At 38.5% G+C, this 15548-nt stretch carries 19 protein-coding genes; 4 read left to right on the top strand and 15 right to left on the bottom strand.

Annotated features, from left to right (window positions below; genetic code table 11):
- Positions 1–5: 5 nt before the first annotated feature.
- Positions 6–362, top strand: a complete 357-nt coding sequence (locus tag QR42_RS05920) for a YunG family protein (RefSeq protein ID WP_126681723.1) — start codon at positions 6–8, stop codon at positions 360–362.
- Between the two features lie 46 nt (positions 363–408).
- Here QR42_RS05920 and QR42_RS05915 read toward each other — a convergent pair whose 3' ends face one another.
- The 6 genes from QR42_RS05915 to QR42_RS05895 form a co-directional block, all read right to left on the bottom strand.
- Positions 409–858 carry a GyrI-like domain-containing protein gene (locus QR42_RS05915; protein ID WP_039177910.1) on the bottom strand — a complete coding sequence of 150 codons (450 nt, stop codon included), beginning with the start codon at positions 856–858 and terminating at the stop codon, positions 409–411.
- Positions 859–1032: 174 nt separating this feature from the next.
- On the bottom strand, positions 1033–1266 hold the full coding sequence (locus tag QR42_RS05910) for a hypothetical protein (protein WP_039177908.1): 234 nt from the start codon (positions 1264–1266) through the stop codon (positions 1033–1035).
- A 99-nt stretch (positions 1267–1365) separates the two neighbouring features.
- Entirely contained in the window at positions 1366–1503 is a 138-nt protein-coding gene (locus QR42_RS19230; protein WP_144246064.1) for an aspartate phosphatase, read from the bottom strand.
- Complete coding sequence (locus tag QR42_RS05905) at positions 1493–2626, bottom strand: Rap family tetratricopeptide repeat protein (protein WP_039177907.1); 1134 nt, start codon at positions 2624–2626, stop codon at positions 1493–1495. Before QR42_RS05905 ends, QR42_RS19230 begins: the two co-directional genes overlap by 11 nt.
- 129 nt (positions 2627–2755) lie before the next feature.
- Positions 2756–3175: a GNAT family N-acetyltransferase gene (locus QR42_RS05900; RefSeq protein ID WP_039177905.1), complete on the bottom strand. Its 420-nt coding sequence runs from the start codon at positions 3173–3175 to the stop codon at positions 2756–2758.
- A gap of 31 nt (positions 3176–3206) precedes the next feature.
- Entirely contained in the window at positions 3207–3776 is a 570-nt protein-coding gene (locus QR42_RS05895; protein WP_039177903.1) for a TetR/AcrR family transcriptional regulator, read from the bottom strand.
- Between the two features lie 164 nt (positions 3777–3940).
- Between QR42_RS05895 and lpdA the strand changes: the two genes are divergently transcribed.
- Complete coding sequence (lpdA, locus tag QR42_RS05890) at positions 3941–5335, top strand: dihydrolipoyl dehydrogenase (protein ID WP_039177901.1); 1395 nt, start codon at positions 3941–3943, stop codon at positions 5333–5335.
- A 108-nt stretch (positions 5336–5443) separates the two neighbouring features.
- On the opposite strand, the gene QR42_RS05885 is transcribed toward lpdA, so the two are convergent.
- Complete coding sequence (locus QR42_RS05885; RefSeq protein ID WP_039177899.1) at positions 5444–6601, bottom strand: MFS transporter; 1158 nt, start codon at positions 6599–6601, stop codon at positions 5444–5446.
- 121 nt (positions 6602–6722) lie between these two features.
- Between QR42_RS05885 and QR42_RS05880 the strand changes: the two genes are divergently transcribed.
- Together QR42_RS05880 and QR42_RS05875 are read left to right on the top strand one after the other, a co-directional pair.
- Complete coding sequence (locus QR42_RS05880) at positions 6723–7613, top strand: LysR family transcriptional regulator (RefSeq protein ID WP_235354792.1); 891 nt, start codon at positions 6723–6725, stop codon at positions 7611–7613.
- Positions 7614–7628: 15 nt separating this feature from the next.
- Entirely contained in the window at positions 7629–8192 is a 564-nt protein-coding gene (locus QR42_RS05875; protein WP_039177895.1) for a GNAT family N-acetyltransferase, read from the top strand.
- A 4-nt stretch (positions 8193–8196) separates the two neighbouring features.
- Here QR42_RS05875 and QR42_RS05870 read toward each other — a convergent pair whose 3' ends face one another.
- From QR42_RS05870 to QR42_RS05835, 8 genes are all read right to left on the bottom strand, one after another.
- The gene (locus QR42_RS05870; RefSeq protein WP_039177893.1) at positions 8197–8721 is read right to left on the bottom strand and encodes a DinB family protein; all 525 of its coding nucleotides are present in this window, start codon (positions 8719–8721) and stop codon (positions 8197–8199) included.
- 168 nt (positions 8722–8889) lie between these two features.
- Positions 8890–9720, bottom strand: coding sequence for an SMI1/KNR4 family protein (locus QR42_RS05865; protein ID WP_039177892.1), 831 nt, complete (start codon positions 9718–9720; stop codon positions 8890–8892).
- 345 nt (positions 9721–10065) lie between these two features.
- Positions 10066–10365 (bottom strand): contact-dependent growth inhibition system immunity protein, encoded by a 300-nt coding sequence (locus QR42_RS05860; protein ID WP_039177890.1) that lies wholly within the window; start codon positions 10363–10365, stop codon positions 10066–10068.
- 16 nt (positions 10366–10381) lie between these two features.
- The gene (locus QR42_RS05855) at positions 10382–11983 is read right to left on the bottom strand and encodes a ribonuclease YeeF family protein (protein ID WP_039177888.1); all 1602 of its coding nucleotides are present in this window, start codon (positions 11981–11983) and stop codon (positions 10382–10384) included.
- Between the two features lie 454 nt (positions 11984–12437).
- Positions 12438–12617, bottom strand: a complete 180-nt coding sequence (locus QR42_RS05850) for a hypothetical protein (RefSeq protein WP_039177887.1) — start codon at positions 12615–12617, stop codon at positions 12438–12440.
- Entirely contained in the window at positions 12607–13725 is a 1119-nt protein-coding gene (locus tag QR42_RS05845) for a response regulator aspartate phosphatase (protein WP_039177885.1), read from the bottom strand. Before QR42_RS05845 ends, QR42_RS05850 begins: the two co-directional genes overlap by 11 nt.
- 188 nt (positions 13726–13913) lie before the next feature.
- Positions 13914–14573 (bottom strand): type A chloramphenicol O-acetyltransferase, encoded by a 660-nt coding sequence (gene catA / locus QR42_RS05840; RefSeq protein WP_039177883.1) that lies wholly within the window; start codon positions 14571–14573, stop codon positions 13914–13916.
- Positions 14574–14685: 112 nt separating this feature from the next.
- Positions 14686–15516 (bottom strand): sialate O-acetylesterase, encoded by an 831-nt coding sequence (locus QR42_RS05835; RefSeq protein ID WP_039177882.1) that lies wholly within the window; start codon positions 15514–15516, stop codon positions 14686–14688.
- Positions 15517–15548 lie beyond the last annotated feature (32 nt).

Raw genomic sequence — 15548 nt, 5'->3', positions numbered from 1 at the left:
TTATGATGAACCTCTACACGACAGACGAAATCATTGATGCTCTTTATAAAGCATGGTCTTCTCAATCTAGTTCAAAATGGAGTAAAGACAACCCGGCAAACGGACAATGTGGCGTCACTTCTTTAGTCGTACATGATCTTTTAGGCGGAAAAATAAACAAAACTGCATTACCCAACGGATGGCACTTTTACAACGTAGTGAATGGAACAAGAATCGACTTTACTTCTGCACAATTCTCTGAGGAAATCGTTTATATGGATGTACCTTCAAATCGAGAAGAAGCATTTCAAGATACGAATGAGGATCAGTATCGTTATTTAAAGGAGCGAGTCGTAGAATATTTAAACATTTCATATTCATGAAAACAGACCATAAGAGGTCTGTTTTCATTGCAGTTCAATAAAGTGTTTAAAAGATAGGTAGTAAGAACTCACACACGCCTTCTTCTTCTCTATATCTCTCCATAATAGGTACCTGACGCGTGTTCAATTGATTGTGTTGGATCATTTGAGGCAATTGTCTCCAAAATAAATTCACTTTTTCGGTTGTATGTGTCACTGTAAACACAGCATACTTTCCCCCTTCAAAATGACCAGTCTGAACCATTTGATCATTTGTGAAATCTCTATTTGTCATAAGCATGAGGTCGTATCTGCATTTTTCTGATGGAATTTTTCCAGGAACATCTTGAGGAACACCATATATACCATATTCCTTTAATTCATCATTTAATTGATGTTGCTTGATCCATTTCTTAAATCTCTTCATCATCTCAAAATTCTCTTTGCTGCCATATGATCCTATATTTCTCATATACACCATTTTCATATTCGTTAACATTTCAATTTTGTAATTCATGATTTCCCTCCAATTTTTATTGGAAGACTGGCCAATCATTCCTTACAACCAACGGTAACATCCTTTAAAATAGAATGCAGTAGGATATTAAAAATAATGTAATGTGCGATCTAGTTCATACATGTTCTCTGTCATTTTTAAAATAAAAAAGAACGGACTTTAGCCGCTCGCTCGTTATTGATTTTCTTTTGAAGATTTAGCATTGAGAAAGACGACAATCAAATAGATGATTGTTCCGAAAAACAAACCATTTAACAAACTGATAAACAACATCTTACAAACTAGGCCAATATAATAAGACGCTGGCGTTCCTGGAAACACAGCCATATTAAACAAGCTAATCATAAAGGTTAAAGCAAAAAATATAATAAAAATCCTTCTAAATAATGTTGATTTTAACATTGTCATTTTTACTTCCTCCTTAATATCTTTTCTATGGAAAAAATATTCTTTATTCATAGCATATATTCCGTCTTAAAATAAAAAGCCCTTAAAGGGCTTTTTATTTTATGCAGTGTAACCGATACTTGCAGTATGACCTCTCCTAGCTTCATCATGACTTGCTGTCACTTCAGATGTAAAATAACCAACAATACTGATAATGCTGATCATCACAAATACGACTGATAACGTTTTAAATTTCATACTGACAGTCCCCCCGCTTCACTTGAGTTTGGAAATAAAGAATTTTCTCATAAAAAAGCATCGCATTGTCTTTATCTCCCATTTCATTATAATATTTTGCAGCATCTTTTGCTAAATCTTCTAGATCAGGATACATTGACTTTATTTCTAGCAATTCCATTATTTTTTCCAACTGCTCAAAATTGTTGTCAACGTATAGTGATCTTAAAAATTTGAATATCAATAACAGCACATGGTCTTTCAGTTTTTCAGATAGTTCTATGCCGTTATTTAAAGCATATATACCTAAATCCTGTTCTTTCTTTTTGAAGTAGGCTTTTGACAACATAATAAGCGGGTCTAAGATTCTATTTAAATGTTCGTATCCCTGCTCTCTAAATGCTCGAATTGAGTCATTAAAGTGAATTATTGCTTGGGCTATTTCTTTGTTATGAAAATAACTCAACCCTAAATTATAGAGTGCTGATCCTTTTAATCGTTTTGTTGAGTTGTCGGCGGCTTTTTCTAGTGCGTGTTGAAAATGGGGTATTGCTTTTTCGGGGCAGCCCATATCTATGTAGTTTAATCCAATCACAAAAGAACATTGTATTTCTCTTACTGTGTATGTATCTTTTTCTCGATAACATTCTATCGCCTGTGCGATATGGTGCATGGACATGTGGGTTTGTTTCATGTGGTAATAGATTTCAGCCATCTTGTAATTGAACTCGGCCCGTTCAATATCGTCACTGACAAGAGACAGCTTTTTTTCTGCCCGTTTATAGAAGGTAATCGCATTTAGGTATTCATAGTTTTCGAATTCATACATGCCGTAGAAAAAATTGAAGTAATACTCGAGCAATCCTGTTAATTTCTCTTGGTCCCTTTTGATCTTCATTGCGAGTTCCTTGAAGTTGGCCCGCTCTTTCCCATTTTCTAAAGGATTCAAGTAATCAAGCATTAATTTATGTCTGAACTCCATGAGTGAGAAATACAATAATAAATCTTGATTTTCTTCCATATGATCAAGCATTGATTTGATTTCCTCTTTATATGCTTCGGCGTCCGGTACGTTAAATCTTTGAATATGATAATACCATTCATTGATTTTCAAACCGACGTGAGAAGAAAGCACTTTCTCCATCAGCCCTTACCCCTTCCTCTATTTTCCCTATAATGACATATATTATCATTTTATGAACCATTCGACACCGAAAAGAAACCGCAAAAAAGCCCTATAAAGGGCCATGCGAATGATAAGATAAAAAGACTTCTATTCATAAATAAGCACCCAGTATTCTGCCCCAGGTTCTCCTTCTTCTACAACAGCCTTCCAGCCTCTTTTTTGATAAAAAGATAAAGCTTTGTGATTTTCGGAGACACATTTGAGGGTGACCGGTGTTCCCAAAACTTTTATCGCTTGTTTGAGCAGCAGATCTCCAGCCCCTTGGCCCGCAGCTTCTGGATGTACAAACAAGAGGTGAATAAATCGATCGGGTACATATAGAGAAATGAATCCGAGGATTTTATTGTTCTCCTCAGCTAAGAAAATTTGCTCTTCCTGCGTATCTTGATCAAAATCTTGCAGATTGAGTTCTTCTGGATTAAGCCAGTGAAAGCTTTGGCGCCGGGATTCTAAATAGATTTGTCTTAATTCTGGATAATCTTCTATGCTTGCTTCTCTAATCAACATCGCAACATCTCCTATGTTTTTTATTTGAATGTTAATTCGCCTCTAGAACGCGTTTTGCCTGTATTATGCCTGCCAGTAACAATTGATCACTGAACTGCGAATCATTGACAGCACGTGCAAGAGCAATTGTACCAATCATGCTGCTTACTAGTGCGTAACTTGTAGAGAGATCTATGTTTCCAGCATCAGCTATAAAATCCATAAATCGTTTCAATTCATCGGTATAAGCATTCCGTACCTCTTGCGATAATTGAGCAATTTCTCCTGACAGCGCAGGCAGTATACAGCCGACCTCCGTCTGATCACGGTGAACCGAACTTAAATAGAATTCAATGATCGTCTGAATTCGAGGCTGATCTGCTTTCTTGTCTGCAACACTTTGCAGCAGCTTGATCGTATCAGTGATAGCAAAATGAAAAGCCTCTATCACCAACTGATCCTTGTTCTTAAAGTGAGCATAAAACCCTCCATGAGTTAGGCCTGCTCCTTTCATAATGAATGGCAAACTGATATTACGAACGCCATTTGTTCGAAATGCTCGTGCAGCACTTTCAATGATCTGCTCTCTCACTTTTGACTTATGACCTTTCGGATAAGGCATCCCTCTACCTAACCTCCTTCTTATCAAAATATTATATTCATCATATTATCTTCTGTCAATTGACTGAAATCCATCTTTCCTCACTCAGATGGGATTGACTTCATTAAAATATGACGACTATAATATATTATGATCATCATATTTTGAAGTTGGAGGTGCAAGAAATGATTCATTTAGACACAGTAGATACATTAGTAATTGGATCAGGTCCGGGAGGCTATGTGGCGGCATTACGTTCAGCTCATCTCGGCATGAAGACAGCGATTGTAGAGCGTGATCAGTTAGGTGGAGTATGCACCCATGTAGGCTGTATCCCTTCTAAGGCGCTAATAGCAGAAGCAGAGCGGTTCAAGCTCCGCACACAATGGGGTGGTTTTCAAGAAGGCGGCTCTTTCAAGGAAGCTCAAGCGTTCAAAAAAGCGGTTGTGGATAAACAAGCGGGAGGCGTACAATTTTTGTTAAAGTCAGCGGGAGTTACCATACTGGAAGGCGATGCAAGCTTGATCGATCAGCATACAGCGGTCATTCAACATGGAGAAAAAGGTGAAAAGCAAATCAACTTCAAACACCTTATACTAGCAACCGGCTCCCGTCCAATTGAAATTAAATCACTCCCTTTCGGTGGTCGTATATTGTCTTCCACTGAAGCACTATCCCTTCCCGAGATCCCTAAAAGCCTTGTCGTAGTTGGGGGTGGTTATATTGGGGTTGAATTAGGACAGATGTTTGCTAGGTTTGGAACAAAAGTCACCATCTTGGAAGGCGGCAATCAAGTATTGCCTGGCTTTGAAAGTGAGCTTGTCTCGCCTGTCGTTCGTCAATTGAAAGAAGATAAAATCACGCTGATTACAGGAGCAAACGTCACAGATGCCGAGCAGCGTATGAGCGGAATTGATCTTCATTATGAGAAACAGAAAGAAAGCTACACGGTGAAAGCGGAATATGCACTGATTACTGTCGGAAGAAAACCGAATACAGATGGAACATTAGGTCTTGATTCTATCGGGTTGTCTATTCCTTCTCACGGACGAATTGAAATTGATGAACAATGCAGAACATCCATCCCGCACATATATGCGATTGGTGATATCACAGAGGGGCCTGCTTTGGCTCATAAAGCTTCCTATGAAGCAAAAGTTGCAGCAGAAGCAATCGCTGGTAAACCTTCGATAATAGACTATAAAGCGATCCCACTTGTTGTTTTTTCCAGCCCAGAATTGACGAGTGTTGGACTAAGCGAAACGGATTGCAAGCAAAAATCCATTCCGACTGTCATTGGGAAAGCAATGTTCTCCATTAATGGCCGAGCGCTTGCATTAAAAGAACCAGAAGGTTTTGTGAAGATTGTAGCCCATGCTGAATCTGGTCTTATTCTAGGGGCACAAATCGTAGGGGCTGAAGCATCTACTCTTATATCAGAACTAGCTCTCTCTATTGAAATTGGCGCTACAGCAGAAGATTTAGCAATGACGATTCATCCTCACCCAACATTAGGTGAAATGATCATGGAAGCTGCAGAAATGGCTACCCGTAAAGTTGAAAAATATCTTGCAAGATAATTCGTTCATGTGCAGCTTCTAAAAAAATAACCGCCATAGCCTATTTATTTAGGAAGGCTATGGCGATTTCCATTGTGCAATGATATAAAAGCGCCGATCAATTGATCTTTAATTGGATCCCACTTCGCGTTTTTTACCAAGGTTCATGGATAACTGAACGCCAATCATCAGCATGACGATGACAACCATTGCCACAATAGAAGCATAAAAATGTCCGCTTAGATCGAAAACCAAGCCAATGAAAAATGGACCGAATCCACCTACAATGTACCCGCCCATCTGCGACATCGCTGACCAGGTTCCGGCTTCCTCTGGAGTATTCGTCTCCATAATCGGGAGCATAAGCGCTAAAGGAAATAATCCACCTGCACCCATACCTAGGAAAATGACGGCTGGCAAGATCGGCATTGGCAGAAGAAGAAAGATAAGGCCAATGAGTTCAGACAGACTGCATAAGATGAGAAATAATTTCGGTTTTCCTAATCGAGTAACGACCGCTGGAACAAGCAGTGCCACTGGAATCTGAATGAGTGTAAATATGGTCAGCAGCATGGCAGCATATTGCGGACTGTTTCCAAAGCTAAGAGCAATCGGTGAAATCCATGCCGTCAAAGAATAAAACATACTAGACATAAAGCCAAAGAACAAAGTGAATTGAATAGCCTTTTTGTTTCTCAACGGCAATTTTAACGGCAAAGTTACATGATCACTCCGCTCATTTTTGCGAACTAAACCGACCCATAGAATAAGGGTAATCACCCCTAGAATCGCCCAGCAGGACAAAGCTAACGTAAGGTGATGCTGACTGCGTAGATAAATCGGAATGGTGAAGCCGGAAGCGAGCGCTGCACCTATTGTCATCGAAATTGAATACACACTAACAATACCAGGATTTCTCGGGAAATATTTTTTAATAAAACTAGACAATAAAGGACCCGCAAAGCTAATCCCTACCCCTCCTGCGAACGCAGTCATGAGCAGGATAGCAACCGATTGGCTTGTACCACGCAGTGCTGTGGCAATCGTGATAAGAAGAATTGAGAAAAACAGCGTTCTTTCTAAACCAAAACGCCGGCTGAGTATCGTCGCAACAGGAGCAAATACCCCCATACAAAGGACAGGCAAAGTGGTCAAAAGACTTGCTGTCAGTGCGTTTACACCAAGCTCTGATTGAATCATGCTCATCATGGAAGCCACGGACGTAATGATTGGACGTAAGTTTAATGCTGCTAAAAATAAAGCGGCTAAATAATATATTTTTTTCATCAATACCCTTCTTTCATCTCGTTAAGGTTACTTTGAGTATAAAACTGCTGCATCCATTGATCAATACAATAAATCGTATTATGATGATAGGAAAAGGCTATCATTTATGAAAGGAGGACAAATGGATACCCGGCATATTACCTATTTTATGGCTGTATATCATCATTTGCATTTTACAAAGGCTGCTGAGGAGCTAGGCATTTCACAGCCGACACTTAGCCAGCAAATTCGACTGCTTGAAGCAGCAGTTGGGATGCCGCTCTTTGATCGAATCGGCAAAAAAGTCGTGGCTACCGAAGCCGGTTCGCTGCTTTATCAATATGGCATGAAAATGCTTCAAGCTGAAAGAGATGCAAAAAATGCGATGAAAGAACTATTATCGGAAAAACGAGGAACCGTTCGTCTCGCAGTACTCCCATCCGATCTTGATTTTCAGCTGGTGCCACTTTTTGTAGAATTTAAAACACTTTACCCCGAAACCAATCTGAAGGCATATTCAAATATCTTCGTGCGTGAAGAAGTCCTTTCGCATAAAGTGGATCTCGGCATCGGGCTGCGAGGGCCTGCAGATAAGCGTCTCGTTCAAATTCCACTTGGGAGTGAGCCATACGAATTATTTGTTCATTCAAAAAGTGATTTAGCCCAAAAGAGTGAAGTGACATTGGAAGAGCTGACTCAGCATGCGTTGGTCATGTATCCGAAGGGATATCTAGGAAGGGATTTAGTAGATGACGTATGTAAAGAACAGGGTGTTGAACTAGACACTGCCATGGAGGTTGGATCCGCATTTTCGCTATTGCAGCTGGTTGAAGCCGGGATCGGTGCAACCATTCAGCCAAGAGGATTACTAAAACAACATTCGACGTGGTCCAATATTGTTTCGATTCCTATTGCTGAGCCAGCACCTGTCCGGCACTTGGAATTAATTTATTATGCAGATCGATTTGTCAGCAAAGCACAACAGCAGCTATCTGAATGGCTGATAGACTTTTTCAAATCAAGAACAAACTAAAAGTGAGGTTAACACATGAAGAATGCAAACAGCATATTCACAAGAACAAACCGGGTTGTTATTCGCCAATTTGACAGGCAGGATATTGAAGCATTTTATCAATACCGAGCAAATCCCTCTATTGCAAAATTTCAATCTTGGGAAAACTACACGTACGAAGATGCTGAATCATTTGTTCAACATCAAATGACACAAAAACCTAATCAACCGGGGACGTGGTTTCAATACGCTATTGCCTTATCTGAATCCAATCAGCTGATAGGAGATTGCGCCATTCATACACTTGACAGTGAGCCGAGAATTGTTGAAATAGGTTTTACACTCGCGCCTGAATACCAAGGAATGGGCTATATTCATGAAGCTCTGAGTGCAATTTTCGAATATATCTTTATAACACTAAACAAACATAAAATCATTGCCTTTACAGATGTGCGCAACGAAAAATCCATTCGAGTGCTGGAACGTTTAGAAATGAGACGCGAAGGACATTTGCTGCAAAATTATATGTCGAAGGGACATTGGGTCGATGAATATCAATATGCCATGCTTCAATCTGAGTGGGCCGCCAAGCACCATTAAACATTTATTTCCTATTCAAAATCCCTAAATAAGCGCTCCACGGGCCTACATCGGTTCGATATCGTTCCGCCATGACCCGAACAATCTGGGACATATGTGTGAAGTCATGGACAACCCACGCAGAAAGTAATTCGCTCACTTTCACGACTCCAAACTCCGGGTGAACGCCCTTTTTTTCTAAATCAAGGCCTGAATGTGTCATACGCTGAATGTATGCCACATTCTCCATCCGCATATGATGAAACTCAGATAATGCTTGTTCTATCTGTCTTTCAGATTGGTTCAAATGAGAGTAGCGGTCAAACGCAGGAAATGGTGTATTCTCTCCATCAGCAAGAATCACATTTAATCGAGGAATCCAGTTGAATTTCTCTGCTTCAATCAAATGTTCAATGACTTCAACTGGATTCCACGTCCCCTCCCCTTCACGGCTGTGAAGCCAATCCTTCGATAAACCCGACAAAAGACTTTCTAACGTGTGAGGAGTTCGACTCAACATATCCAAAGCTTCATTTAAATTAAAATTCATGTGGTTGCTCCTTTATCAGTTTTTCTTTATTTTAATGGATTTTGGATAGATTGTAACTCATACCTCAAGACAGATAAAGAAGAAAATAAAAAGCGTTTTTGATCAACCTTCAAATAGAACTTTTCTATAATGCTGGCTAATTGCCTTTTAAGGGCTTTTATTCTTTCACTATCGTTTTTTCACTGGATGAATGTCTTCTCCCAAAAGGACGGTAAGAGACTCTCCACTCTTTTCTAGAAACTCAGCAATTTCTTTCAGCTCTTGATTGATACGGTCATTCCTTGGCATTTCTGGATTTAACAAAAGGATTGAGTGAACAGTAGTGGCTGCTTCGTACAAGACATTTTGATCTTTTATCTGTTTGATGCATTTTTTCATACGATCGAAAAACCATTCAATCTCTTCAATGTCTTCCATTGGATAATGTGCCATTTTAAAGAGGTTCTGCTGACGAAGGTCTCCTCTCTCAAATATGAGTTCAAGCTCTTCTCTACTTATATATAATTCAGAAGATTCCTCATCAATCTCTACAACCTCGATCATCGCATCTTCAGCTGTATATAACTGCTCAATAAAATCATCGAAAGTATCCGCCAGTTTAAAATCGACTCCCATCTCTAAATCAAAATAGTGAATAGGCGGGTGTTCCTTCGTTTCTCGATAATCCATTGCGATCCATGTATCTTCTTCTCCGCTGATGATCACAAGCCCCTCCGGCAGCTCCAATTCATCACTTAACTGGGAACTATTCATGATGCCATCATCTTTGGCGATTCCTCTTAGATGGTCAAATTGAACATGATCATCTGCCCATGAGTTCGGCCGATCAGTTGGAAACGCATTACGCACTGTAAAGCCACCGTTCCATTCTAAAATGAGCTTTTTGTATGTAGCAGGTAAAGTGACACCAAGTGTCCCCTCTGCTTCACGAATTTTTTCCTCATCTACCTTTTCTAACGTGAAAGGGCTCTCTTCTTCTTTCTCCCAGAATGATTTCAAAGTGGATACCTCCCTATATCTATTGAGGTTAGTATAACATTGACCAACTGTTCATTTACCATTTTAAAACCTCAAATTACAAACCTGTTCAATCCCTTCCTCCAATAAAGAATTTATCAGTAGATATAAAAAAGATCTGACTGGAGTGCCAGCTAAGTACAAGGCACTTAAAGTGCTCAATGCCAGCATCCTCAGGTTATTCCTTCTGGACAAAATATTCACGTTCGATTTGTTTATCTATATCATACGATGATCCACGTAGAAAAAGATCCTCTTTTTCTCGGTTTGTTTACCAATAGAGACAAAAAAACCTTGAAAGGCATTAGCCAATCAAGGTTCATTTTGTTACTTCATTTTCACTGCTTCTTTCATTTCCTCTATTATTTTATTAAACCACTGTAAAGGGTTTAATGAGATCGCCGGAAAGTGGATTTCTGCATTGTTTTCGATAAAGCTTTCTTTTTCCTGTATTGTTAAAGTACTATTCATAAAATCCTGACAATCCTTTATAGTAGACACCAGACATTCTTTGCTTGCTTCATGAATAAACTCATCCATCGCTTCTTCTGGTGAATCGATATCTTGATGAAATGTGCCACCTAAAAAATCTTCTAACTCTTCTAAATATCTGTAACTCTCATTCATTTTATCATCCTTCTTTCTATTTAACAGGGTATCCTGTTAAAATAAAACCGCCATTCTCATCTTTTTTCAATATAATTTTCGCATTTGTAACATTCTCGACTACTTCTGAATTTCTCGAAACACTTCTGCCAATTACCTCTCCATCACCCTTATATTTTAATTGTAAAGTAGGTCTACTGTTGGGGTCAGATAACCACTTTTGTATTTTATCAACACTCTTAGGATCACCCAAAACTGAATCAGCAACTTTTTCTGCAGTCATTCTATCATTAAAAGTAGAAGAACCCGTAATTTTAGGATTACTTTTCAATCTTTCTAATAGTTCTTTATCTGTTTTCCCAACGTGTCTTTCTATTAAGTGCCCACCTCTGGATTCATGTGTAGCTAATCCATTACCTGGAGATAAAGAATTTTTCTCACCTTTCTTAATTCCCATTTTCCCATGAAACCCTTTCGCCCCAAATGGCAAAAGCATTCCCAGCGCCGCATTCATACTTGCTTCCTGCTGTTCTTTCGAGATCTTATTTCCAAACATGTCTCGGCCTGTGATTGCTTCGCTGAAGCCGTTGGTGGCGGTGAGGCCATATAATCCTTTTTGTGATGTCTTTAGGGCATCAAAGGATTTTTGTGATGTCTTGTAGATGTCGACTGCTCTGACTGCAGCTGATGTGGCTTGGGTGGTTTTATAGACAGCTTTTCCGCCTTTGAAAATGCGGCCTGCCCAGCCGACGATTGGAATGTAACCGGCTGCTGCCATTCCACCTGCCGCGACACGCTGTCCAGCGGTGAGTTCCTCGCCCGTGATTGGATCAACGCCTGTTGCGGCACGTTTTGCATCGTTCACACCTGTCAGTTCATTCACGATGTTTCCACCATAATCGAGCGCTTTTTCATACCAAGGGCGGTTGGCGAGTGCTTCTTGTTCCTTTGCGATCTCTCGGGCTTCTTCTTGTTCTTTTTTGATTTTGAGATATTCAGAAGTTTGCTTCTCAATATCGCTTTTTGCCTTGTAGATGTCGCTATTTTGATACGCTTTCTTGTCAAAATTCATAGGCGAAATCGCTTTTCCGTCATTTGTTGCACTCATCATTTCAGCGTACAATGCCATTGTAGCCTTCTCTTCAGTCTCTGACAAAGCATATTCATCTTTTAAATTTTGATCAAGCTCTCTTAGTTCTTTGACCGTTTTTTTTCGTTCATCTTCCGCATCTTCTATTTTTTCATCAAAGGTTTGGCTATCAAATACCTCTAGGGAAATGAGGTCATCAATGTCTTGAAAAATCGTTCTGAGTGCCTTTTTTTGATCCTTCACAATGCTTTTGGCATTCTTGATGCCCATATGTACTGCGTTGTCTAAAAAGTGTTCTTCTACAAAGGTATCGCCGCCAAAGCTCGTATCATCCAGTGTCCCAGAAACACCTTCATGAAAGGCTTTTTGCTTATCAATGAAATTGATAAACATGTCAACATTACCCGCTAGTTCTTTATAAAAGCTTTTAATGTTATCGGCACCTTTCCCAGTAAAATCATCACCGAGGTTGGCAACACTTTGTAATGCCTGTTTTAAATCTATCATTTGTTCGCGGAGTTCCTGATAGTGTTTTGCCCTTGTGTCCATTGCACTTGTTAGTGCTTTTGCATCAAGTATCTTCCCCAGCAGAATTCACTCCTTCCTATTCATTGACAAGGTCAATTTTACCAACAGAGGATTTGTCATGAAATAGGAGTAAAGACACAAAAACAAAACCCAGATTACTATCTAGAGTTATAGGTTACTTGTTTTTTAATAAGTGATATCGAGCTCTTCCTAAAAACACTCAAAACAATTTTGATAGAAAAGCCCGTCCCGATCAAAAAAACAGAACATTCATTATTGGAAAAACAAAAAAACTTGCTAGGCAAGGGTTTCAACGATGATTGAACATAAATTCTCTGAAAAAGACTAATTTATTAAAGTTTTATGATAAGCCTTTTTGATAAAAAATGTGAATTTCTGAAGAAAACCGAAAGGGTTAAACCCCAAACCCTCCCCTAAAAAAACAGACCAGGCAGGGTCTGTTTTAATTTTTTATTTATACGTTTTGAGAAGTTGTGTTTCGATCGATTTTTTGTGGAATAAAAGTTGTATTTCTATTCGACTCCTCCATTGTTGTATTTCTATTTGATGCTGGTTTAATTAAGCTAGATGCTTCATATACACCTGCACCTAGAAGGATAATTGTGCTTATAACAATCATTTTTTTAACACTCATAAAGACACTCTCCTTTTTGAATATTATGTTGGGCTTGAAATGCCTTCCTGTAATATTCTGTTGCTTTCTCAAACTTTCCTCTTTTTTCATGAATAACTGCAAGGTTTTTAGTGAATTCTTCAACGAAAACAAACAACTGCTTTTCTTCAAATGTCTGAAGCATAGCTTGAATCTCTTCCTCATCATTACTCTCATATGTTGTTCTTATAGATCGTATTAATAAATTCTCGTGTGGATTCTCTTTATGAGAGACCAGCTTCAAAGCTTTATCCACTAATTTGGATGCTTCGGCATTTTCTCCAATCTTATATAGAGCCCAACAAAGGTTAACATATATGACCGATTTTACATCGTCCATACCATCTTCTGATATTTCAAGGGATTCTTGATAGTATTGGATAGCCTTTGCATACTCTTGTTTTTTTTCATAATTGTTTCCTATATTTAAAAGTACCTTGGCAATCAACCTTTTATCCGCTATTTCTTCAGCGATGGAATAGGCTTTATTCAGATGTATTAATGATTTTTCATACTGCTTAAAATCATCATAATTTCCTGCTATGACAAATAAGCATTGAACTTTTCTAATCTTATATAACTCATACTGATCGTAAATTTCAAGCGCCTTTATGATGTGATGCATAGAAACATGAGTTTGTTTCATAATATAGTAGGCTTCAGCTACCTTGAAGTGAAACTCCGCTTGCTCAATATCATCGACAACCAGTGCGAGCTGCCTTTCAGCGATCTTATAATATTGAATAGCCTGTATGTATTCTTTCTTACTAAACTCATACATTCCTCTAAAAAAAGCATTATAGTATTGCAACATACCAGAAAGTTGATGATTTGAATTTTCGATTTTATCAACCAAATCAGAAACAGAAGGTGATCGTTTTTCCGAAGGTTTAATATAATCAAGCATAAGCTGATGGCGAAAACACATTAGTTGATAGTAAATCAGTAAATCCTGATCTTCTTCCATCCGTTCAATTTCTTGTTCTACCTCAGCTTTCAAAATCTCTGCATCGGGTACACTGAATTGCCGAATCATTTTATACCATTCATTAATTTTCACACCAACATGTGAAGAAATCACTTTCTCCATCCCTTATTCCCCTTCCACTAATTTCCCTTATATTACATTTATTATCACATGTAAGAGATGACAAAGCACCGAAAAGAAACCGCAAAAAGAACAATTCATAACGTGACTTTACACATTTCTGCTCACAACAGAAAAAGCAGACTCTACTAAGTCTGCCTTTTTCTATCAAATGACTATACCTTTGAAAATTAAGTATACAATGAATCGCTTAACCACTCTTCACAATGTTCTATCAGCCATCTCAAATATTCCACATATTGACCGGCATGATAGCCGTCACAAACAGCATGATGTACTTGAATGGCGACTGGCAAGATGATTTTTTCTTCTTCCACCTTAAATTTGCCTAACGTAAATATCGGCAGTAAATAAGTTTCATCTGTAGATACATTAAGGTTAAAAGAAGTAAAATCAATCCAAGGCAGGCTTGAAATATTGAACATATTTTCTGGCATATGAGGTTTCGGAAATAGTTTGTTACTTTCGCTATAAGCTTCAATATCAGCTACACAGCTTTTATAAAACCGAGCAAAATTTTCGTCATAAGGCGTCCAAATACTTGAAAATGTCTTTGTTTCTTTATTTAGAATCGTATAACTAGGATGGAGAAGATCCCAGTGACCAAGTTCATCATTCACTAGATCCATCCGAAACTCCGGTATTTTTTGCACAGCCCTTGCTAACAAATAAATTTGCACAGGATATACTTTTAGCTTTTTTTCTTTTGATATTGCATGCAATTTCGTGATATCTAAATCGATCACTAGGCTATATGAGCATCGGGTTACCTTCATATAATGATGAAAGTGCTCTTTTCTCGGATAATTTCCATCTATTTTTTTAAACATTTTTTATCTCCTCCTGAATGTGATTTACTGTATTCAGGAGGAGACTTTATCTGTTTTCACCACCACAATCATCCTTTCAAGAGATATATTATATTTCAGTCTATCACTTAGCCTACGATAAAACCTTTAACAACTCTTCGTAAGTCAGCTTGCCCAACGTGAATTTTTCTAGTGCTATATATGTTTTCTCCGCTGAGGTATTCATTCTATTATGACATTCATTCACTAACTCATATTCATTTGGTAATGGTTCATGTATATGTTCTTTTTTTCGAAATGCTTCATAATATCTTATACCAAATATTCTCTGAGACATCGCATTGATGTGAATTCCGTCTGGGTTAGGTGCAAGGCCTTTGGCAGTAACATAATAACAATTTTCATGATGATGTGCATATTTTTTTAGTTCTTCATTCATCAGTTGATATTCCACACACCCTGCGCCAAATGCTGTTTTCCCCAAGAAATCGCCCAAACCTCCTATTACAAGCGGAATGTTAGGTACAGATAATTCAGTTCTTAGTTCATGAAATAATCTTATTATTTTTTCATAGTATTCTTTGTATTTCCCATCTTGGCTGTCGCTTTCTCCTTGATGCCATAATATCCCGACCAATTCGCTATTTTCCTTTGCAAATTTAGCTTCACTTATAGCATGACGAAATAATGCTCCATCCTGCGACCACTCATCAATGGAACTGCCACCCTCTGCACAAGGAATAAGGCCAATCTTTTCTCTTTCATGATCCATACACCAAGACTCCGCAAAGGAAGCAGCTAGTCCTACGCCAGCTACCGGCCTATCAAAATGAATGGGCTCAGTCATCATTTGCCATCTACCATTTCGCAGCATCATAATTCTTTCATTATAAATCGGAGGCACTTCATGTTTGAAGCCACGCCCCGCCATATTTGATTGTCCAATTAGTAAAAATGACTTCATATCTTTCTACCCTCGCTAAATATTTTATCAAA

The organism is Bacillus sp. WP8 (assembly GCF_000800825.1).
GTDB classification, from domain to species: domain Bacteria; phylum Bacillota; class Bacilli; order Bacillales; family Bacillaceae; genus Bacillus; species Bacillus safensis.
The sequence above is the reverse complement of the archived record's forward strand: the minus strand, read 5'-3'. Positions and strand labels throughout refer to the sequence as shown.